This window comes from Pseudomonas sp. RA_15y_Pfl1_P11 (assembly GCF_963970975.1).
GTDB lineage: Bacteria > Pseudomonadota > Gammaproteobacteria > Pseudomonadales > Pseudomonadaceae > Aquipseudomonas > Aquipseudomonas tritici.
Genome location: NZ_CAXAOY010000005.1, coordinates 156,505 through 176,732 on the forward strand (window position 1 = coordinate 156,505; position 20,228 = coordinate 176,732).

The 20,228-nt window shown below is 61.3% G+C and carries 18 protein-coding genes; 8 read left to right on the plus strand and 10 right to left on the minus strand.

Annotation, left to right across the window (positions count from 1 at the left end; translation table 11 throughout):
* Positions 1-7 precede the first annotated feature (7 nt).
* Complete coding sequence (locus AACY44_RS08215; protein WP_339417235.1) at positions 8-1,339, plus strand: DUF58 domain-containing protein; 1,332 nt, start codon at positions 8-10, stop codon at positions 1,337-1,339.
* Between the two features lie 59 nt (positions 1,340-1,398).
* Here AACY44_RS08215 and AACY44_RS08220 read toward each other — a convergent pair whose 3' ends face one another.
* A complete protein-coding gene (locus AACY44_RS08220) occupies positions 1,399-1,758 on the minus strand; it encodes a PilZ domain-containing protein (protein ID WP_339427504.1) in 360 nt (119 codons plus the stop codon).
* Positions 1,759-1,981: 223 nt separating this feature from the next.
* Positions 1,982-2,356 carry a tetratricopeptide repeat protein gene (locus tag AACY44_RS08225; protein WP_339417237.1) on the minus strand — a complete coding sequence of 125 codons (375 nt, stop codon included), beginning with the start codon at positions 2,354-2,356 and terminating at the stop codon, positions 1,982-1,984.
* Positions 2,357-2,529: 173 nt separating this feature from the next.
* Here AACY44_RS08225 and pyk point away from each other — a divergent pair, with 173 nt between their 5' ends.
* Entirely contained in the window at positions 2,530-3,981 is a 1,452-nt protein-coding gene (pyk, locus tag AACY44_RS08230; RefSeq protein ID WP_339417239.1) for a pyruvate kinase, read from the plus strand.
* Positions 3,982-4,080: 99 nt separating this feature from the next.
* Here the strand turns inward: pyk and AACY44_RS08235 are convergent, their stop codons facing one another.
* Together AACY44_RS08235 and AACY44_RS08240 are read right to left on the minus strand one after the other, a co-directional pair.
* A complete protein-coding gene (locus tag AACY44_RS08235; protein ID WP_339436022.1) occupies positions 4,081-4,830 on the minus strand; it encodes an enoyl-CoA hydratase-related protein in 750 nt (249 codons plus the stop codon).
* A gap of 30 nt (positions 4,831-4,860) precedes the next feature.
* Positions 4,861-5,793: an iron-sulfur-binding ferredoxin reductase gene (locus AACY44_RS08240; protein ID WP_339417241.1), complete on the minus strand. Its 933-nt coding sequence runs from the start codon at positions 5,791-5,793 to the stop codon at positions 4,861-4,863.
* Between the two features lie 215 nt (positions 5,794-6,008).
* Here AACY44_RS08240 and AACY44_RS08245 point away from each other — a divergent pair, with 215 nt between their 5' ends.
* The 5 genes from AACY44_RS08245 (at position 6,009) to AACY44_RS08265 (ending at position 13,143) form a co-directional block, all read left to right on the plus strand.
* A complete protein-coding gene (locus tag AACY44_RS08245) occupies positions 6,009-7,532 on the plus strand; it encodes a fumarate hydratase (protein ID WP_010208051.1) in 1,524 nt (507 codons plus the stop codon).
* A 157-nt stretch (positions 7,533-7,689) separates the two neighbouring features.
* A complete protein-coding gene (locus AACY44_RS08250; RefSeq protein ID WP_339436021.1) occupies positions 7,690-9,456 on the plus strand; it encodes an ATP-binding protein in 1,767 nt (588 codons plus the stop codon).
* Positions 9,450-10,775 carry a sigma-54-dependent transcriptional regulator gene (locus AACY44_RS08255; RefSeq protein WP_339436020.1) on the plus strand — a complete coding sequence of 442 codons (1,326 nt, stop codon included), beginning with the start codon at positions 9,450-9,452 and terminating at the stop codon, positions 10,773-10,775. Before AACY44_RS08250 ends, AACY44_RS08255 begins: the two co-directional genes overlap by 7 nt.
* 268 nt (positions 10,776-11,043) lie before the next feature.
* Positions 11,044-12,363: an MFS transporter gene (locus AACY44_RS08260; RefSeq protein ID WP_339427478.1), complete on the plus strand. Its 1,320-nt coding sequence runs from the start codon at positions 11,044-11,046 to the stop codon at positions 12,361-12,363.
* 147 nt (positions 12,364-12,510) lie between these two features.
* Positions 12,511-13,143, plus strand: coding sequence for a flavin reductase family protein (locus AACY44_RS08265; protein ID WP_339417248.1), 633 nt, complete (start codon positions 12,511-12,513; stop codon positions 13,141-13,143).
* A gap of 37 nt (positions 13,144-13,180) precedes the next feature.
* On the opposite strand, the gene AACY44_RS08270 is transcribed toward AACY44_RS08265, so the two are convergent.
* Together AACY44_RS08270 and AACY44_RS08275 are read right to left on the minus strand one after the other, a co-directional pair.
* Positions 13,181-13,426, minus strand: a complete 246-nt coding sequence (locus tag AACY44_RS08270) for a hypothetical protein (RefSeq protein ID WP_339530032.1) — start codon at positions 13,424-13,426, stop codon at positions 13,181-13,183.
* Between the two features lie 41 nt (positions 13,427-13,467).
* Positions 13,468-13,809, minus strand: coding sequence for an antibiotic biosynthesis monooxygenase family protein (locus AACY44_RS08275; protein WP_339417250.1), 342 nt, complete (start codon positions 13,807-13,809; stop codon positions 13,468-13,470).
* A 327-nt stretch (positions 13,810-14,136) separates the two neighbouring features.
* Here AACY44_RS08275 and AACY44_RS08280 point away from each other — a divergent pair, with 327 nt between their 5' ends.
* On the plus strand, positions 14,137-15,066 hold the full coding sequence (locus AACY44_RS08280) for an AraC family transcriptional regulator (RefSeq protein WP_339417251.1): 930 nt from the start codon (positions 14,137-14,139) through the stop codon (positions 15,064-15,066).
* Positions 15,067-15,101: 35 nt separating this feature from the next.
* Here AACY44_RS08280 and AACY44_RS08285 read toward each other — a convergent pair whose 3' ends face one another.
* The 4 genes from AACY44_RS08285 to edd all read right to left on the minus strand — a co-directional run bounded on the left by AACY44_RS08285 (position 15,102) and on the right by edd (position 20,163).
* Positions 15,102-16,529: an ATP-binding protein gene (locus AACY44_RS08285; RefSeq protein ID WP_370467840.1), complete on the minus strand. Its 1,428-nt coding sequence runs from the start codon at positions 16,527-16,529 to the stop codon at positions 15,102-15,104.
* 31 nt (positions 16,530-16,560) lie between these two features.
* The gene (locus AACY44_RS08290; RefSeq protein WP_025854798.1) at positions 16,561-17,295 is read right to left on the minus strand and encodes a response regulator; all 735 of its coding nucleotides are present in this window, start codon (positions 17,293-17,295) and stop codon (positions 16,561-16,563) included.
* Between the two features lie 88 nt (positions 17,296-17,383).
* The gene (locus AACY44_RS08295) at positions 17,384-18,340 is read right to left on the minus strand and encodes a glucokinase (protein ID WP_339436018.1); all 957 of its coding nucleotides are present in this window, start codon (positions 18,338-18,340) and stop codon (positions 17,384-17,386) included.
* A complete protein-coding gene (gene edd / locus AACY44_RS08300; RefSeq protein WP_339417254.1) occupies positions 18,337-20,163 on the minus strand; it encodes a phosphogluconate dehydratase in 1,827 nt (608 codons plus the stop codon). The genes AACY44_RS08295 and edd overlap by 4 nt, the downstream gene beginning before the upstream one ends.
* Between the last annotated feature and the right edge of the window lie 65 nt (positions 20,164-20,228).

Here is a 20,228-nt window from a genome sequence, read left to right on the forward strand (position 1 = left end):
CTCGCCCATGAAACCGACCCGTCTGCTGCTGAACTGGCTCGGCGTATTGCTGGGCTTGGGCATATTGCTGGGCACCGCAACAGCATTGCAGCTCAAGGTGCCCGACACCTTGCACTCAATCGCATGGGGGTTGCTCCTCGCACTGTTGCTGCTGGCTACGCTGGATGCGATACGTCTGCGTCGGCGTCCATCCCCCCGTGTGCAACGACAGATGCCCGGCAGCCTGGCGCTGGGACGGTGGGGCGAAGTACGGCTGGCCTTGGAGCATGACTTCCCACAGCCGCTGACGGTGCAGGTATTCGATCATGTCCCCGATGGATTGAGTGTCGAGAACCTGCCCCAGTCCATAGCGCTGCGCCCGGGTGAAAGCAGTGAGCTGGGTTACCGCCTTCGCCCTTTGCGGCGCGGGCATTTCAGTTTCAGTTGCTGTGAAATTCACCTGCCCAGCCCCATGGGCCTGTGGTCGGCGCGGCGACTTATCGAAGTGAGCGATGCCACACGTGTCTACCCGGATTTCGCCCGACTGTACGGCGCGCAATTGCTGGGGGTGGACAACTGGCTGAGCCAACTGGGTGTGCGTCAACGTCAACGACGTGGATTGGGGCAGGCGTTTCATCAACTGCGCGAGTTTCGCGACGGTGACAGCCTAAGGCAGATCGATTGGAAGGCCACCGCCCGACAGCGCACGCCCATCGCCCGTGAATACCAGGATGAGCGCGACCAACAGATCGTGTTCATGCTTGATTGTGGACGACGCATGCGTAGCCAGGATGGCGAGCTGTCGCATTTTGACCACGCCCTCAATGCCTGTCTGTTGCTCAGCTACGTTGCCTTGCGCCAGGGTGATGCGGTGGGCCTGTGCACCTTTGCCGGTGACCCACCACGCTACCTGGCACCGGTCAAGGGCAGCGGCCAGCTGAACCTGTTGCTCAACGCCGTGTACGACCTCGAGACCACCCGACGGACTGCCGATTACCAGACCGCGGCAAGTGATTTGCTGACTCGACAAAAGCGGCGCGCGTTGGTGATCGTGGTGACCAACCTGCGCGATGAGGACGATGAGGCACTGCTGACTGCAGTCAAGCGTATCAGCCGTCAGCACAGGGTGCTGGTCGCCAGTTTGCGCGAGGAAGTACTCGATCAACTGCGCCAGGCGCCCGTGCAAACCTTGCCTGAAGCCTTGGCCTACAGCGGCACCATCGACTACCTGAATACCCGCGACGAATTGCATGACCGCCTCGCCGCCCAAGGCCTATCCTTATTGGACACCTTGCCATGTGAACTGGGGCCGGCCCTGGTGACACGTTACCTGGGCTGGAAGAAAGCGGGTGCGCTCTGAAAAGAGCACGCGCACACGGCAGCCCCCCCCAAAAAAACCGGCTAGAAAATGCACTGTGTCTAGGCCGAAGCCTGCAAGGGATCAAAACTGAAGTAGTGCAGCAACACGTTGATCAGCTGCCCATATTCCTCGGGAGCGTGGCGCACGCTGAAACCTGAATCGTACTGCTGCGGGTTGATATCCTCGTGGCTCCACAGGCAGGTTGCCGTCAGATCGATTGGATGGAAGGTGCCGTCAGCACTGGGAATCTTCAAGCGCAGCTCGAAGTCCACGTCGACCATCATGGGCAATTGGCTGATTAACATCAGCCCATCTTCCGAGACATTGCCCAAGAAGCCGATGGGCTTATCGGTGAGACGGTTAAACACTTGCAGAAAGTAAGGTAGCTGATGCCGCTCAATCCGTCGGTCGGTAAACATGGTGAGATCGCCATCCAATGGCCATAACTGCGGCCGTGCCAGTGATTCGGTACGAGAAAACCGCTCGCTCTCCCTGGATCTCGGTGCGACAACAGGCAATAGTTGCCGATGGACGGCCGCCGAGTCCGGGCCCTTGATTCGTTCGAATGGAAACTTGTACAAACGAACATTCAAAGAATAGCTCAAGACTTGCAGCAGGCCAGTTATGAAATGACGAATATCATCAAAGGGAGGCTGGACGCGGCTGAGCGACGCGGGCTCCGGGGTAATGCCCAAGTTGTTGCAAGGTGTCGAGCCTCGCGCGAGCACGGTAGGCGTACTCACTCGACGGGTACTGATTAATGATGAATTGATAAGTCTGTGCCGCGTCGACAAACAGCTTTTGCCGTTCCAGGCATTGGCCGCGCAACATCGAGACCTCCGGCTGTACATAACGCCGGGTACGACTTTCACGGTCGACCTGGGACAATTCCAGGGTGACACGCTCACAATCACCGACCTTGTAGGCGCGGTAGGCATTGTTCAAATGGTGGTCCATCGACCAACGGGTGCAGCCGACAACACTGACGGCCAGGGCAGCAATGAGCAAAATTCGCATGAGGGTTCTCCTGTCTTGTGCAGTGTATCGACCCATCGTCGAAAATCTTCAAGGATGTTCGTATTCAGCCGCAACGAAAACAAGTCAATCGTCGATAAGTAGTGCAAACGAACAATGACTACAACGAAAGAGCATAGTAGCCTTCCTCAGCGCTTGAACTCAGGAGTCTGTGCATGTCCGTCCGTCGCACCAAAATCGTCGCCACCCTTGGCCCGGCCAGCAACTCGCCGGAAGTCCTCGAACAGCTGATTCTGGCTGGCTTGGACGTTGCCCGTCTGAACTTTTCCCACGGCACCCCAGACGAGCACAAGGCTCGCGCCAAGCTGGTGCGTGACCTGGCCGCCAAGCACGGCCGCTTCGTGGCACTGCTGGGTGACCTGCAAGGCCCGAAAATCCGTATCGCCAAATTCGCCAACAAGCGGATCGAGCTGAAGATCGGTGACAACTTCACATTCTCCACCAGCCATCCGCTGACCGAAGGCAACCAGCAAGTCGTGGGTATCGACTACCCGGACCTGGTCAAGGACTGCGGCGTCGGTGACGAACTGCTGCTGGACGACGGTCGTGTGGTGATGCGCGTCGAAACCGCGACCCCGACTGAACTGCATTGCGTCGTGTTGATCGGTGGTCCGCTGTCTGACCACAAAGGCATCAACCGTCGCGGTGGTGGCCTGACGGCGCCGGCCCTGACGGAAAAAGACAAGGCCGACATCAAGCTCGCCGCCGAAATGGAAGTGGACTACCTCGCGGTGTCCTTCCCGCGCGACGCCGCCGACATGGAATACGCCCGTAAACTGCGCGACGAAGCCGGCGGCACTGCCTGGCTGGTGGCGAAGATCGAACGCGCCGAAGCTGTGGCCAACGACGAAACCCTCGACGGCCTGATCAAGGCTTCCGACGCGGTGATGGTTGCGCGTGGCGACCTGGGCGTGGAAATCGGTGACGCTGAGCTGATCGGTATCCAGAAGAAGATCATCCTGCACGCGCGCCGCCACAACAAAGCGGTGATCGTAGCGACCCAGATGATGGAGTCGATGATCCAGAACCCGATGCCGACCCGCGCCGAAGTGTCCGACGTAGCCAACGCCGTGCTCGACTACACCGATGCGGTGATGCTCTCAGCTGAAAGTGCCGCTGGCCCGTATCCGCTGGAAGCGGTGCAAGCCATGGCGCGTATCTGCCTGGGCGCCGAAAAGCACCCGACCAGCAAGACCTCCAGCCACCGCATTGGCAAAGAGTTCGAAAGCTGCGACCAGAGTATCGCCCTGGCGGCCATGTACACCGCCAACCACTTCCCGGGAGTGAAGGCGATCATCGCCTTGACCGAAAGTGGCTATACGCCGCTGATCATGTCGCGCATCCGTTCCTCGGTACCGATCTATGCGTTCTCCCCGCACCGCGAAACCCAGGCCCGCGCGGCCATGTTCCGTGGCGTGTACACCGTCCCGTTCGACCCGGCTTCGTTGCCACCGCATGAAGTCAGCCAGGCGGCCATCGACGAGCTGATCAAGCGCGGCGTCGTGGAGAAAGGCGACTGGGTCATCCTGACCAAGGGCGACAGCTACCACACCATCGGTGGCACCAACGGCATGAAGATTCTGCACGTTGGCGACCCAATGGTCTGAGTGACGCGCTGAAAAACAAAAGCCCCGCCATGTGAATGGCGGGGCTTTTGCATTTCAGATTGGTTTTTGTATTGGCTTCAATGGCCTAGCAATACAACATCAGCGCCGAGAAATGAAAGCCGACAACGCAGCAATCGCCTCCGGCGACCTCAACCGCTGGGTAAACAACGCGCCCTCCTCCTCAATCACCTGCCGCAATTGCTCGCGATCCACACTCTTCATGAGTTGCTTGGTCACCTGCACCGCTCCCGGCGCCAATGTTTCAAAGCGCTCGGCCATTTCCCGCGCCCTGGCCAACGCCGCCTCGCCGCTACCCAACGCCTCGGTGGCAATCCCCCACGCCGCCGCCTGTTCGCCGCTGAAGCCCTCGCCCAGCAGCAATAACTCAGCCGCCTTGGCGTGACCCAACAACCTCGGCAGGATCAGGCTCGAACCAAACTCTGGACACAGCCCCAGGTTGACGAACGGCATGCGCAATCGTGCATCACGGCTGACATACACAAGGTCGCAATGCAGCAGCAGGGTTGTACCGATACCCACCGCTGCACCTGCTACCGCGGCGAGCACCGGCTTGCGGCAGTTGAGCAGGCTCTTCATGAAATGAAACGGTGGGCTGTCGAGGTCGCTGGGCGGCTGTTCGAGAAAGTCGCCGATGTCGTTGCCCGCAGTGAAACACTCACTGCTGCCCTGGATAAGCACGCAGCGGATATCCACATCCGCATCGGCCTGCTCGAGCGCCTCGGCCAATTGGGTATACATGGCCCGAGTCAGCGCATTTTTCTTCTCGGGACGATTGAGCTGCAGGATCATCAGCCCGCGTTCGCGGTGCTGCAGGAGGGCGTCAGTCATGGCAGATCTCGCGGCGGTGGAGTTCAACGCTCAACCACGGGGCAGGAACACATCGGCCAGCAGTTGATTACGCGGCAGTCCCGCCAGGAACAGGCGCTTGGAAAAGGCCTCGACGCTGACGGGGTGACCGCAGAGTAGAGCCAGCGTTTGCCGCGAAACAAGCCGCAGTTGCGCCAATGCCTGTGCCGACCCGGCCGCCGTCCACAGCTCCACCGTGAGGTTGGGATGCTGCGCAGCCAACGCCGCCAAGGGTTCGGCGAGATAATGGCCTTGAGCATCATGGGCCAGGTGAATCACGCGAATAGCGCCCTGGTGATCCTGGCGCAGCGCCTCGCGCAACACGCCCCACAACGGCCCTAACCCTGTGCCGGAGGCCAGCAGCCACAGCGGTCGGGATTGCCAGTCGGGGTCGTATTGCAGCGCACCGCCACGCAGTTCGCCCAGGCGCAGGTGATCGCCAACCTGCAACTGCCGGGCAAGATCGCTGAATTCGCCGGGGTGGCGGCAGTCAAGGTGAAACTCCAGAAAGGGATCTTCCTGTGGCAGGCTCGCCAGGGAATACGGACGTGCCACCTGCCCCACCCACAACACCAGGTGCTGCCCGGCCCGGTAACGCAGGCCACGCTCCGACTGCAGGCGCAGGCGCAGCACGCTCGGATTCAGCCAATCAGCACCCACTACCTGCGCCGGCAAACCCTCACGCGTCGGGTCAAACGCCTCGACCCGCACATCCCCGCTGACCTGGCACTGACAGGCCAACCGCCAGCCATCCTGGCGTCGCGCCGGGCTCAAGGCCTCGGGCTGCTTGTCCTCGACATCACCTTGGCAACGCACCAGGCAGGCATGGCAACTCCCAGCGCGGCAACTGTAAGGCACAGCCACACCTGCCTGGTTCAGGGCATCCAGCAGGTTGCTGCCGGTGGATACCGACCAATGGCGTTCGCCGACGTACAGTTCAGGCATATAAGGACTCCATCATAAGAGGCGCGCACAGGGAATCATGCCTGCGACAGTTTGACCATAGTCGGGTGTATCGGCCACCGTGTCGGGTTATACTGCCGCGCCTTTTTAGCGTCGCGCCTGCACCAGTGGCGTGCCTTGGAAAGGTGGTTTCAGCCGACCGATGCACCCCACTGAAGCCACCTTATTGAATGTTCCCTTATAGAGGAGCGCGACTCATGACCGTGATCAAGCAAGACGACCTGATTCAGAGCGTTGCTGACGCCCTGCAATTCATTTCCTACTACCATCCGGTTGATTTCATCCAGGCCATGCACGAAGCCTACCTGCGCGAAGAATCGCCAGCGGCCCGTGACTCCATCGCCCAGATCCTGATCAACTCGCGCATGTGCGCCACCGGCCATCGCCCGATCTGCCAGGACACCGGTATCGTTACCGTGTTCGTGCGCGTGGGCATGGACGTACGTTGGGATGGCGCCACCATGGGCCTGGACGACATGATCAACGAGGGCGTGCGTCGCGCCTACAACCTGCCGGAAAACGTCCTGCGTGCATCCATCCTGGCCGACCCGGCAGGCGCGCGTAAGAACACCAAGGACAACACCCCGGCGGTCATCCACTACTCCATCGTCCCGGGTAACACCGTGGAAGTGGACGTAGCGGCCAAGGGTGGCGGTTCCGAGAACAAGTCGAAAATGGCCATGCTCAACCCGTCCGACTCGATCGTCGACTGGGTCTTGAAGACCGTTCCGACCATGGGTGCCGGCTGGTGCCCACCGGGCATGCTCGGCATTGGCATCGGCGGTACCGCCGAAAAAGCCGCCGTGATGGCCAAGGAAGTGTTGATGGAATCCATCGACATCCACGAGCTGAAAAAGCGCGGCCCGCAGAACCGTATCGAAGAGATGCGCCTGGAGCTGTTCGAGAAGGTCAACCAACTGGGCATCGGCGCCCAGGGCCTGGGTGGCCTGACCACGGTGCTCGACGTCAAGATCATGGACTACCCGACCCACGCCGCCTCGCTGCCGGTGTGCATGATCCCCAACTGCGCCGCCACCCGTCACGCACACTTTGTGCTCGACGGTTCGGGCCCGGCGTCGCTGGAAGCGCCACCGCTGGACGCCTACCCGGAAATCGTCTGGGAAGCCGGCCCATCGGCCCGTCGCGTCAACCTCGACACCCTGACCCCAGAAGAAGTGCAGAGCTGGAAGCCGGGCGAGACCGTGTTGCTCAACGGTAAGATGCTCACCGGTCGCGATGCGGCGCACAAGCGCATGGTCGAGATGCTGAACAAGGGCGAAACCCTGCCAGTGGACCTCAAGGGTCGCTTCATCTACTACGTTGGCCCGGTTGATCCGGTGCGCGAAGAAGTGGTTGGCCCGGCTGGCCCGACCACCGCGACGCGGATGGACAAGTTCACGCGTCAAATCCTCGAGCAAACCGGCCTGCTGGGCATGATCGGCAAATCCGAGCGCGGCCCGACCGCCATCGAAGCGATCAAGGACCACAAAGCCGTGTACCTGATGGCCGTTGGCGGTGCTGCTTACCTGGTGGCGCAAGCCATCAAGAAGTCGCGCGTTGTCGCCTTCGCCGAACTGGGCATGGAAGCGATCTACGAGTTCGACGTGAAAGACATGCCGGTCACCGTTGCGGTGGACAGCAAGGGCGAATCCGTGCACATCACCGGTCCTGCCATCTGGCAGAAAAAGATCAGTGAAAGCCTGGCGGTAGAAGTGCAGTAAGCGCTTCTTTCGCGGGGACAAAGGCGACTGCGGCTCATGGCCCAGTCGCCTTTTTATTGCCTGCTGATTTCTCTGCCGTGAGCCGGCCCCGCTCGCCACAACATTAACGTCGCGCATGCTATGGTGCACTTCCCTTTCTGCGCCTGCTCATCACCGTATGATCGTGACCCCTCGCCCCCTGCGCCTGACCTTCTATTCCTTGCTGATCATCGCCGGTGCGGTGCTGGCCGCGGCCTTGGCCACGCGCCATGCCGAACACCAGGCTCTGGGGGAGGATGCGGCCCGTGCCAACCAGCAACTCGCGCTGTATGCCAACTCACTGCATACCCTGATCGATCGCTACCGAGCGCTGCCGGCTGTGCTGGCGCTGGATTCGGAGATGATCAATGCCTTGAAAAGGCCGGTGGATGCTCAAACTCAGGACGTACTGAACCGCAAGCTCGAACGCATAAACGGTGCCGCGCAATCGTCCACCCTGGAATTGATGGACCGCACCGGCCTCGCCGTTGCCGCCAGCAACTGGAGCCTGCCGAGCAGCTATGTCGGCCATAACTACGCCTTCCGGCCGTATTTCAGCCAGACCCTGAGCCAGGGCACCGGGCGTTTTTACGCGGTCGGCGTGACCACTGGCATACCGGGTTACTTTCTCTCCAGCGCCGTGGTGGACGAGCACGAACAGTTTCTCGGCGCCATGGTGGTCAAGCTTGAGTTCCCCGAACTTGAGCGCGAGTGGGCCCAGGGCAATGACCTGCTGCTGGTCAGCGACGCGCGTGGCATCGTGTTTATCGCCAATCAACCGGGCTGGCGTTATCGCAACCTGCGGCCGCTGTCGGCCAGCGATCTCGCCGAACTCAAGGCCACCCGCCAATACGACAAAAAACACCTGCAGCCGCTGGACACCCAGACGCTGCAACGCTTTGACGAAAACAGCCATTTGATGCGCGTCAATGGTCCGGACGGTAACGCCAATTACATCTGGGAATCCCTGCCGCTGAAGGCCGAAGGCTGGACCCTGCACCTGCTGCGTAAACCGCAGTCCGCTTTTGAGGACCAGCGCAACGCCGGCCTCGCCGCCGCCGGTTCCTGGCTGGCGCTGGTGTTCCTGGTGCTGTTCCTGACCCAGCGCTGGCGCCTGGCCCGCCTGCGCCAGCGCAGCCGCGAAGAGCTTGAGCAACTGGTGGAAGAACGCACCCAGGCGCTACGCACTGCCCAGGATGGCCTGGTGCAGTCGGCCAAATTGGCGGCACTGGGGCAAATGTCCGCCGCCCTCGCCCATGAAATCAATCAGCCGCTGACCGCCCAGCGCATGCAGTTGGCCACCTTGCGCCTGCTGCTGGATCACGGCCGCGTCGACGACGCCTACAAGGCGCTTACGCCGCTGGACGACATGCTCACGCGCATGGCCGCGCTCACCGGCCACCTCAAGACCTTCGCGCGCAAAAGCCCGAGCGGCCTGCGTGAACGCCTGGACTTGGCCAGCGTGGTCGATCAGTCATTGCACCTGCTCGACGCACGCTTGCGCGATGAAGCCATCGGCGTCGTGCTGGACCTGACACGCCCCGCCTGGGTCCGTGGCGATGCAATCCGCCTGGAACAGGTACTGATCAACCTGCTGCGCAACGCGCTCGACGCCATGGCCGACAAGCCACGTAAACGCCTGGAAATCCGCCTGCACGCCGATGAACAACTGTGGCAACTCACCGTCAGCGACAGCGGCGGCGGGATTGCCGAAGAACACCTGAACAACGTGTTCGACCCGTTCTTCACCACCAAGCCAGTGGGTGACGGGCTCGGCCTGGGGCTGGCAGTGTCCTACGCTATCGTGCACGAACTGGGCGGCCGCCTGATCGCCGCCAACCGTGGCGACGGCGCGGCTTTCACCCTGACCCTGCCTATCGCGCTGGAGACGCCCGACCTATGTTGAACGCGGTGATTGTGGTCGACGACGAAGCCAGTATCCGTAAGGCGGTCGAGCAGTGGTTGAGCCTGTCTGGGTTTGAGGTGCAGTTGTTCAGCCGCGCCGAGGAATGCCTGGCGAAACTGCCCAAGGACTTTCCCGGGGTGATCCTGAGCGACGTACGTATGCCGGGGCTCAGCGGCCTGGAACTGTTGGCCGAAGTGCAGCGCCGTGATGCGGATTTGCCGGTGATATTGCTGACCGGCCACGGCGATGTGCCGATGGCCGTCGACGCCATGCGCGACGGTGCCTACGACTTCCTGGAAAAACCCTTCAGCCCCGACGCCCTGCTCAACAGCCTGCGCCGCGCCTTGGACAAGCGTGGATTGATCCTGGAAAACCGTCGCCTGCATCAACAGGCCGATCATCGCGCACAGTTGGAGTCGACCCTTTTAGGCGTGTCTAGAGGTTTGCAAACCCTACGCCGCCAGGTGCTGGATTTGGCGAGCCTGCCGGTCAATGTGCTGATCCGTGGCGAGACCGGCAGTGGCAAGGAGCGGGTTGCCCGTTGCCTGCATGACTTCGGCCCCCGGGCGAAAAAACCCTTTGTGGCACTCAACTGCGCGGCGATCCCCGAGCAGTTGTTCGAGGCCGAGCTGTTCGGCCACGAAAGCGGCGCATTCACCGGCGCCCAGGGCAAGCGCATCGGCAAACTGGAATACGCCCACGGCGGCACGCTGTTCCTCGATGAAATCGAAAGCATGCCGCTGGCCCAGCAGGTGAAACTGCTGCGCGTATTGCAGGAACAGAAGCTCGAGCGACTGGGCTCCAACCAAAGTATCCACGTGGATCTGCGCATCATCGCCGCCACCAAGCCGGACCTGCTGGAAGAGGCCCGCGCCGGGCGCTTTCGCGAAGACTTGGCCTACCGATTGAACGTCGCGCAATTGCGCCTACCGCCCTTGCGTGAGCGCCGTGAAGATATCCCGTTACTGTTCGACCACTTTGCACAGAGTGCCGCCGAACGCCTGGGCCGCCGCGTTGAACCGCTGAGCGGTGCGCAACTGGGGCGCCTGCTCAGCCATGACTGGCCGGGCAATGTGCGTGAATTGGCCAACGTTGCCGAGCGCCAGGTACTGGGCCTTGGCGAGCCGGAGCCGGAAGGCGTCGAGGCCGGACAATCGTTGGCGGCGCAGCAGGAGGCGTTTGAAGCGCATTGCCTGAAGGCTGCGCTGACGCGGCACAAGGGCGATATCAAGGCCGTGCTGGCCGAGCTGCAACTGCCCCGGCGAACCTTGAATGAGAAGATGCAGCGGCATGGGTTGGTGCGAGAGATGTTTCTCTAGCGACCTTCTGATCGCCATCGCTGGCAGGCCAGCGCCCACAGTTGACGGTGTTCACCATTCAAAATAGGGGAGCTGGCCTGCGACGACGCCGGTGTCCATAAGCGGATTTCCGCTCATCACCTGCAAATTATCAGCGACTTTCCGCTCAAAAAAAACCTGTAACCCTTCTATTCCGGGCCTTCATCTACCTGGCACAGCTCCTGCTATAGCCCAAGCCAGGCAGTGCTCAAGCACGCTCCACAAAAACAATTAGATGAAGGATCCTTCAATGGATAACTCCAACTCCCTGCCTCTGGGCTCGGCGGCTGCGCCGGCAAAAGCACGCACCACTTCCAGCCGGATCAAATCGATTTTCAGCGGATCGGTCGGCAACATGGTCGAGTGGTACGACTGGTACGTCTACGCCGCTTTCTCGCTGTACTTCGCCAAAGCCTTCTTCCCGAAAGGCGACACCACCGCCCAACTGCTCAACACCGCCGCGATCTTCGCCGTCGGCTTCCTGATGCGCCCGATCGGTGGCTGGCTGATGGGCCTGTACGCCGACAAAGTCGGGCGTAAAAAGGCCCTGATGGCCTCGGTCTACTTGATGTGCTTCGGCTCGCTGCTGATTGCCCTGAGCCCGGGTTATGAAATGATTGGTATCGGTGCGCCGATCCTGCTGGTGTTTGCCCGCTTGCTGCAGGGGCTGTCGGTCGGGGGTGAATACGGTACCTCCGCCACTTACCTCAGCGAGATGGCGACCAAGGAACGTCGTGGTTTCTACTCCAGCTTCCAGTACGTAACCCTGATCTCGGGCCAGCTCATCGCCCTGGCGGTACTGATCGTGCTGCAACAAGTGCTGACCACCGAGCAGTTGTACGCGTGGGGCTGGCGTATCCCGTTCGCCATCGGCGCCCTGTGTGCAGTCGTCGCGCTGTACCTGCGTCGCGGCATGGAAGAAACCGAGTCGTTCACCAAGAAGGAAAAAGCCAAGGAAAGCGCGATGCGCACCTTGATGCGCCACCCCAAGGAACTGATGACCGTGGTCGGCCTGACCATGGGCGGCACCCTGGCCTTCTACACCTACACCACCTACATGCAGAAATACCTGGTGAACACCGTCGGCATGAGCATTTCCGACTCCACCACCATCTCGGCGGCGACGCTGTTTCTGTTCATGTGCCTGCAACCGATCGTCGGCGGGCTGTCGGATAAAGTCGGCCGTCGGCCAATCCTGATCGCCTTCGGTATTCTCGGCACCCTGTTCACCGTGCCGATCCTCACCACCCTGCACACCATCCAGAGCTGGTGGGGCGCGTTCTTCCTGATCATGGCAGCACTGATCATCGTCAGCGGTTACACCTCGATCAACGCCGTGGTGAAGGCCGAGCTGTTCCCGACTGAAATCCGCGCACTGGGTGTGGGCCTGCCTTATGCACTGACCGTGTCGATCTTCGGCGGTACCGCTGAATACATCGCACTGTGGTTCAAGAGCATCGGCATGGAAACCGGTTACTACTGGTATGTGACAGCGTGTATTGCAGTGTCGCTGGTGGTCTACTTGACCATGAGAGACACCCGCAAACACTCGCGCATCACCACGGATTAAGGGTCTGACTCGGTAAAGAATGTGTGCGGGCTTGCTCGCGAATGCGGAGTGTCAGTCACCGAATAGAGCGACTGATCCACTGCATTCGCGAGCAAGCCCGCACAATTGGTTATGATGCGTGCCCCAGAACTGAGCTTGGAACCGGCCATGTCCGACGATATCCATTTCTACGAACCCGCCAACGGCCACGGCCTGCCCCATGATCCGTTCAATGCCATCGTTGGTCCACGGCCAATCGGCTGGATCTCGTCGCACGACAGCGCAGGCCGCCTGAACCTGGCGCCCTACAGCTTCTTCAATGCGTTCAACTACATTCCGCCGATCATTGGGTTTTCCAGCGTCGGGCGCAAAGACAGCCTGAACAACATCGAGCAGACCGGCGAGTTTGTGTGGAACCTAGCGACCCGCCCGCTGGCCGAGCAGATGAACCAGAGCTGCGCCGCCGTATCGCCAGAGGTAAACGAATTCGAGTTGTCCGGCTTGACGCCGGTGGCTTCGAAGATCGTTGGCGTACCACGGGTGGGCGAGAGCCCGGTGTCGTTCGAGTGCAAGGTGACGCAAATCATCCAACTGCAACGTGCCGACAAGGCGCTGGTGCCGAGCTGGCTGGTGCTGGGCGAGGTGGTCGCGGTGCATATCGCCAAGTGGCTGCTCAAGGATGGCATCTATGACACCGCCGCCGCCGAGCCGATTTTGCGTGGCGGCGGGCCGGCAGATTACTTCCAGCTAGGGCCGGAGGCGCTGTTCAAGATGTATCGCCCTGGTGCCACAAAACCCTGATTGGACTGCGGTCTAAATGTGAGAGCGGCAGCGCGCTCTAGTTTTCGGCAGTTGCCCAACTCTGCTGACCGTCTTCATCGACATCGACCAATCGCTCCAATTGCACAGTGGCCGCATCATCAGCATCGGAAGCCGTCTTGAACGTCTGTCCATCAAGGATCTTGTGAAACCGAGGTGCGCCCATGCCATCGAGTGCCTTGACGGCAACGGCGGCGCTGTAGCCACCTTCTCCGGGTACGACGGCGGAAACGGCTTCGTGGTGAGCAAATTGTTTACGTGCCATGTTGCAGGTCCTGGCCAATGGAAAGTCGGCCATTCTAAACCCTAACCGGCGAGTTGCAGGTACTCTCCATAGGCATTGGCGGCTGAGGCATCGGTAAAGGTCTGGAAGTCCATGCTGCGAACCACCCTGTCGTTCAACAACTCGGTAAAAATCATCAGGGCCGGAGAATTGAAGTAGGCGCTCATCGCCTGCTCGCTGCTCCAGAAGCCCGAGACCAGCCAGACATCGGGGTCGACCTGGGAACGCTGCAACGAGAATTGCAGGCAACCCTGAGCCTGGCGGCCCGGTTCGATCAAACTGCTCAAGCGTGCACCGAGTTCGGTGCTGCACCCGGTGCGGGCGCGGATAAAGGCCATATGGCTCGCGGGAATGGGGGTGGACATGTTCGACTCTCCCGTTGAGAAGTGATGCTCGGCAAGCACTGTGGGGGCGTGTTGCCACAGGATCAACGATAACGGCGCAGGTGCGGGCGCGGTTAGTCGATTCCTGCTGGCTTATTGCACAATTCTGCGAGAAGCGCAGATAGGACGTTTGGCCCCGGCATTTATTCCAAGGGCAACCGCCTTGTTTCAGGGAGATGACAGTCCCCACGATTGCCTGATTCACGGTGTGTCGCAGGATCAGGCAAGGATTGTGCAGAATCGACGTAACACTGTTTGCACAGCCGCCGCTAAGCTGATCCCATCGAAGTAGCCTGTAGAGGACGCCCCATGCCGTCGCCCGAACCCCGATCCCTCCCCCTCGATGCCGAGATGGAAAAGCAGCGCGCCGAACTGGCGAGCATTGTGCAGCGGCATACCTGGGAAGACGGCTCATACGGTACGGCAATCACCTCGCTGTACCTGAACCGCCACAATGCACCGCGCGACTTCATGCCGGTACTGGTGGAGCCGGCCCTGTGCATTCTGGCCAGCGGCAGCAAGGAAGTACGCCTCGCGGATGAAGTGTTCGCCTACGACCCGCTCAATTACCTGGTGTTCTCGGTAGCGATGCCGGTGGCTGGCCGGATCATGGAGGCCACGCCGCAAGACCCCAACCTGTCGATCAGGATCAACATCGACCCGGCCCAACTCACTGCGCTGATCGCGCAAGCCGGCCCGATGGGTGTGCCGTCGCGCCCGACCTCCCGCGGCATGTACGTCGACCGCATCGACAACCAGTTACTCGACGCGGTGCTGCGCCTGGCGCGGTTGCTGGATACGCCCAAAGACATCGCCATGCTTGCGCCGCTGATCAATCGGGAAATTCTTTATCGCCTGTTACGGGGTCCGCAGGGCTATCGGTTGTATGAAATTGCCGTGGCCAACAGCCAGAGCCACCGAGTGAGCCAGGCGATCAAGTGGTTGAACAGCAACTACGAGCAACCGCTGCGCATCGATGACTTGGCCAGGGAAGTGAACCTGAGCGTCTCGACCTTGCACCACCGCTTCAAGGCAATTACAGCCATGAGCCCGTTGCAATACCAGAAACAGTTGCGCTTGCAGGAAGCGCGGCGGTTGATGATTGCCGAGGGGCTCGAGGCGTCGGCGGCGGGATATCGCGTGGGGTATGAGAGCGCGTCACAGTTCAGCCGCGAATACAGCCGGTTGTTTGGGGCGCCGCCGTTGAGGGATTTGGCTAGATTGCGCCAAAGCATCTGACCGGATGGAGATCAACGTGTGGGATCCGCGTTTATTCAGTCGAGGCCGCGAGGCAGTTGAAGAGTCACGCGCAACCCGCCCTCACGCAGGTTCTGCAAACTGACTTCACCGCCATGGCTGTGGGCAATATTGCGCGCAATCCCTAATCCCAAGCCATAACCCTGCTGGTGCCCGGCCAGACGAAAGTGCGGTTCAAACACTTGCTCCAGCCGCTGCTCCGGAACCCCTGGCCCCTCGTCATCCACGTGCAGGACGAACTCCGAGCCATCATCCTCGATGTGCAAATGCGCGTTCTGCCCGTATTTCAACGCGTTGTCGATCAGGTTGCCGATGCAACGTTTGAGCGCCAGCGGCTTGCCGGGATAAGGGGTGAGTGCGCGGCCATGCTGGGTGACGCGGCCATTGCCGTTCGGCGCCAGGTACGGTTCCACCAGGCAGTCGAGCACGTGGTTCAGGTCCACCGGCTCGATATTTTCGTGAATATCGGTGTCTTTCACGCATTGCAGCGCGCCTTTCACCAGCAACTCTAATTCATCAAGATCGCGGCCGAATTTGGTTTGCAGGTTTTCGTCCTCAAGCAGTTCCACGCGCAGGCGCAGACGGGTAATCGGTGTGCGCAAATCATGGGAAATGGCGCTGAACAACTGGCTGCGCTCGGTCAGGTAGCGGCTGATACGTTCGCGCATCGCGTTGAACGCACGGCCCACTTCCACCACTTCGCTGCCGCCGCCTTCGGCTACCGGCTCTACGTCAGCCCCCAAGGACATATCCCGCGCCGCCCTCGCCAGGCGTTTGAGGGGCCGACTCTGCCAGTGCACCAACAAGCCGATAAACAGCAGCAGGAAACCGCTGGTCAGCACGATAAACCACACTTGCTGGGACGGCAGGCCTTGTTCTTCAAGGCTGGTGTAGGGCTCGGGCAGCAGCGAAGCGATGTACAGCCATTCGCCCGGGGCGAGTTGGATCTGGGTCACCAACACGGGCGGATTCACCGGTTCCAGGGTCAACGCGTAATGCGCCCAGGAGCGCGGCAATTCGTCGAGTTTCAGGCCGGCGTTGAAGATGCGCAGGTCTTCGGTGCTGACGAACTCCACCGAGATGTGCACGTCGGCACCGAGGGTCTGGCGCAGCACTTCATCCACGGCCACCAGCACGGCCTCCTTGCGCGGGGTCTGCGGCAAGACCTCCATGTCCAGCGGTCGGTCGTTGAGGGTGACCACGAAACGGGTGCCGCCCATGCTGCGCAATTGATCCAGGACCAACGGGCGGTACGCCACCGGCAACGAACGGAAGTAGCTCACGCTGGCGGTCATCGAATGCGCCAGGCTGCGGGCACTGGTGACCAGGCCCTCGAGCTGGGTGGCACGCAACTGCGACACCCAGATAACGCTGGACAGCGCCTGGGCAAACAACACTGCCAGCAGCGTCAGTAGCAGCATGCGCCCCAGCAGCGAGCGCGGCACCGGGAAACGGCGGCGGCGCTCGGTCACATGTTCAGTGGGCATTGCCGGCAACCACGCTGGCTGCCAGTTGATAACCGCTGCCGCGCACGGTGCGGATCAGCCTCGGGGGTTTTTCGGTATCGCGCAGGCGTTGGCGCAGGCGGCTGACAGCCATGTCGACGATACGGTCCAGCGGCATCAAGTCGCGACCACGGGTGGCGTTGCCGATGGTGTCACGGTCGAGGATCTGTTGGGGGTGGTCGAGAAACAATTTGAGCAGGGCAAAGTCGGCACCGGAGAGGATCACTTCTTCGCCATCCACATGAAACAGCCGGTGGCTGATCATGTCCAGGCGCCACTCATCAAACACCAGCACATCGCCGCCTACGCTGCGTTCCTGGCCAAACTGGCAACGGCGCAATAGCGCTTTGATCCGCGCCTGCAGCTCACGGGGGCTGAAGGGTTTGCCGATGTAGTCATCGGCTCCCAGCTCCAGGCCGATCACGCGGTCGGCTTCGTCAGAGCTGGCAGTGAGCATGATGATCGGCACCTGCGCCTGGCGCGGGTGCTGGCGGATCCAGCGGCAGAGGCTGAAACCGTCTTCGTCCGGCAACATCACATCAAGGATGACCAGGTCGCACGGCGCCTCGTTCATCGCCTGGCGGAACCCCGCGCCATCCGGCACGCCACGCACCTGGAAACCGGCGCGACTGAGGTAGGTCTGCAGCAACTCGCGGATTTCCTGGTCGTCGTCGACGAGGAGAATGGATTTACTGATTACGCTCACGGGGTCCTCCTTGTTGTTATGGCCAAGCTTAAGTCATTTGTTGCTCTCAAGGGCCCCTTCGACTTGCTCGCAATGAGGCCATCACGGCCTACGCAAACGCCTGCTCCAAAGCCACGCCAGCCCCGGTCAATCCAGAATACGGGGCTGTCACCAACCACACCGGAATGCCCTTGAAGTAGTCGCTCATGCAGCCTTTGTCCGCGAAGCTCTTGGCGAAACCGCTGCTGATAAAGAAGTCGGCAAACCTCGGTATCACGCCGCCCACGATGTACACGCCACCGCGCCCGCCGGTGGTCAGCACGTTGTTGCCGGCTACTCGGCCCAGCCAGATGCTGAACTGGTCTAACACTTCCATCGCCACCGGGTCGCCGGCCAGGCCTGCCGCCGTGATGGCTTCGGGCGTGTCCAGCACCGGAGGGTGCCCGTCCACTGCACAAATCGCTCGATACAGGCGCGGCAAGCCGCCTCCGCTCAAGGCGGTTTCGGCGCTGACGTGGCCGATCTCGTTGTAGATGTGCTGCCACAACTGGGTTTCCCGCGGGCTGCTCAAAGGCAGGTCGACATGGCCGCCCTCGCCCGGCAATGCGGCGAAACGCCCGCCGCCCAAATCCAGCAATGTGCCAACACCCAGGCCGGTGCCAGGACCAATCACCACCGCCGGGCGCAACGGCTCCGGCGTGCCTTCGCAGACCACACGAAACTCGTCGGGCTGCAAGCGCGTCATGCCCAAGGCCATGGCCGAGAAGTCGTTGACCAGTAGCAGCTCATCCACCTGCAAGGCTTTACAGAAAGCGGTCTTGCTCAGGCGCCAGTGATTGTTGGTGAATTTAAATTCATCCCCACTCACCGGCCCGGCCACCGACAGGCACACCGCACCGACGTCACCGATTTCCAGGCCTTCTTCCTTGAGATAAACCTTGATCGCCTCTTCGGGGCTGGAATGATCCGCCGTGGCATGCACGCGGATCGAATGCAACGCCTGGTCCCGCCACAACGCGAAACGCGCGTTGGTTCCACCGATATCACCGACCAGCGCTAGCTTCACTTAAGCGTCTCCAGGGCAGAGGTAAAGGCGCTGGCGCCCTGCTCTGCGGAGCTTGCGGCCAAGCGCATAAATGCAAACAGCTCACGACCGGCCCCCACGTTATTGCCCAGAAGGCCCGTGGCAGGCGTGCGCGCTGCAAATGCTTCGGCGTCCACCTTAAGCTCCAAGGTGCCGGTAACGCCATCCACACGAATGATATCGCCATCGCGCACCCGCGCCAGTGGCCCGCCGCTCTGGGCTTCGGGGTTGACGTGAATCGCGGCGGGAATCTTACCCGACGCGCCGGACATACGCCCGTCTGTCACCAATGCCACCTTGAAACCACGGTCCTGCAGTACACCCAGGAACGGCGTCATCTTGTGCAGCTCGGGCATGCCGTTGGAGCGCGGGCCCTGGAAGCGCATTACCGCGACGAAATCTTTTTCCAACTGACCGGCCTTGAACGCATCGGCCAGGTCCTGCTGATCCTGGAACACCACCGCCGGCGCTTCGACGATCTGGTGCTCTGGGGCTACAGCAGAGACTTTCATCACACCGCGGCCGAGGTTGCCTTCCATCACACGCAAACCACCTTCCGGCGAGAATGCACGGGCCACGGGGCGCAGGATGGTTTCGTCGAGGCTTTCGATCGGACCGTCGCGCCAGACCAGCTCGCCATCCACCAGGAACGGTTCCTGGATATAACGGCTCAGGCCCTTGCCAGCCACGGTGTTGACGTCTTCATGGAGCAGGCCGGCTTCAAGCAGTTCACGGATCAGGAACGACATGCCGCCCGCCGCCTGGAAGTGGTTGATGTCCGCCTTGCCGTTCGGATACACGTGAGACAGGGTCGGCACCACCTCGGAGAGGTCGGCCATGTCCTGCCAGGTGAGAATAATGCCCGCCGACATGGCGATAGCCGGCATGTGCAGCGTGTGGTTGGTGGAACCGCCGGTGGCGTTGAGGGCAACGATGGAGTTGACGATGGACTTCTCGTCGACGATCTCGCCGATCGGCGTGAAGCTACCGTTGGCCTTGGTCAGGCGCGTGACCTGGTGCGCGGCTTCGCGGGTCAGGGCGTCACGCAGCGGCGTGTACGGGTTGACGAACGAGGCGCCCGGCAAGTGCAGGCCCATCACTTCCATCAGCAATTGGTTGGTGTTGGCAGTGCCGTAGAAGGTGCAGGTGCCAGGGCTGTGGTAGGACTTCATCTCCGACTCCAGCAGCTCTTCGCGGGTCGCCTTGCCTTCGGCATAGCGCTGGCGAACATCGGCTTTCTGTTTGTTGGAGATGCCCGACGGCATCGGGCCGCCCGGGACGAAGATCATCGGCAGGTGGCCGTAGCGCAGTGCGCCCATCATCAAGCCGGGGACGATCTTGTCGCAGATGCCGAGCATCAGCGCCGCGTCAAACATGTTGTGGGACAGCGCTACCGCCGTGGACATGGCAATCACTTCACGGCTGAGCAGGCTCAGCTCCATACCGGGCTCGCCTTGGGTCACGCCGTCGCACATGGCGGGGGTGCCACCGGCGAACTGGCCGACCGAACCGACTTCGCGCAGGGCTTTCTTGATCTGTTCCGGGAAGTGTTCGTACGGCTGATGCGCCGAGAGCATGTCGTTATATGCCGAAACAATTGCCACGTTGGCGGCATTCATCATACGCAGGCTATTTTTATCTTCAGTGCCGCAACCGGCCACGCCGTGGGCGAAGTTGGCGCATTGCAGCTTACCGCGCATCGGACCGTCGATGGCTGCACCGCGAATGAGCGCAAGGTAAGCCTCGCGAGTGGCGCGGCTGCGGGCGATAAGCCGTTCGGTGACCTCAAGAACGCGGGGATGCATGTGTAGAACTCCAGGCTAACGGATATGGCGACCCTCGTTCCTGGGTTGATCAAACGCCCGCAGCG

Excerpts from the sequence above, each read along its gene's own strand:
- AACY44_RS08265 (WP_339417248.1), top strand. The coding sequence starts at position 12,511 with ATGTCCGACGATATCCATTTCTACGAACCCGCCAACGGCCACGGCCTG.
- edd (WP_339417254.1), bottom strand. The coding sequence starts at position 20,163 with ATGCATCCCCGCGTTCTTGAGGTCACCGAACGGCTTATCGCCCGCAGC.
- AACY44_RS08225 (WP_339417237.1), bottom strand. The coding sequence starts at position 2,356 with ATGCGAATTTTGCTCATTGCTGCCCTGGCCGTCAGTGTTGTCGGCTGC.
- AACY44_RS08240 (WP_339417241.1), bottom strand. The coding sequence starts at position 5,793 with ATGCCTGAACTGTACGTCGGCGAACGCCATTGGTCGGTATCCACCGGC.
- AACY44_RS08220 (WP_339427504.1), bottom strand. The coding sequence starts at position 1,758 with ATGTTTACCGACCGACGGATTGAGCGGCATCAGCTACCTTACTTTCTG.
- AACY44_RS08215 (WP_339417235.1), top strand. The coding sequence starts at position 8 with ATGAAACCGACCCGTCTGCTGCTGAACTGGCTCGGCGTATTGCTGGGC.
- AACY44_RS08255 (WP_339436020.1), top strand. The coding sequence starts at position 9,450 with ATGTTGAACGCGGTGATTGTGGTCGACGACGAAGCCAGTATCCGTAAG.
- pyk (WP_339417239.1), top strand. The coding sequence starts at position 2,530 with ATGTCCGTCCGTCGCACCAAAATCGTCGCCACCCTTGGCCCGGCCAGC.
- AACY44_RS08250 (WP_339436021.1), top strand. The coding sequence starts at position 7,690 with ATGATCGTGACCCCTCGCCCCCTGCGCCTGACCTTCTATTCCTTGCTG.
- AACY44_RS08260 (WP_339427478.1), top strand. The coding sequence starts at position 11,044 with ATGGATAACTCCAACTCCCTGCCTCTGGGCTCGGCGGCTGCGCCGGCA.
- AACY44_RS08235 (WP_339436022.1), bottom strand. The coding sequence starts at position 4,830 with ATGACTGACGCCCTCCTGCAGCACCGCGAACGCGGGCTGATGATCCTG.
- AACY44_RS08275 (WP_339417250.1), bottom strand. The coding sequence starts at position 13,809 with ATGTCCACCCCCATTCCCGCGAGCCATATGGCCTTTATCCGCGCCCGC.
- AACY44_RS08245 (WP_010208051.1), top strand. The coding sequence starts at position 6,009 with ATGACCGTGATCAAGCAAGACGACCTGATTCAGAGCGTTGCTGACGCC.
- AACY44_RS08280 (WP_339417251.1), top strand. The coding sequence starts at position 14,137 with ATGCCGTCGCCCGAACCCCGATCCCTCCCCCTCGATGCCGAGATGGAA.
- AACY44_RS08270 (WP_339530032.1), bottom strand. The coding sequence starts at position 13,426 with ATGGCACGTAAACAATTTGCTCACCACGAAGCCGTTTCCGCCGTCGTA.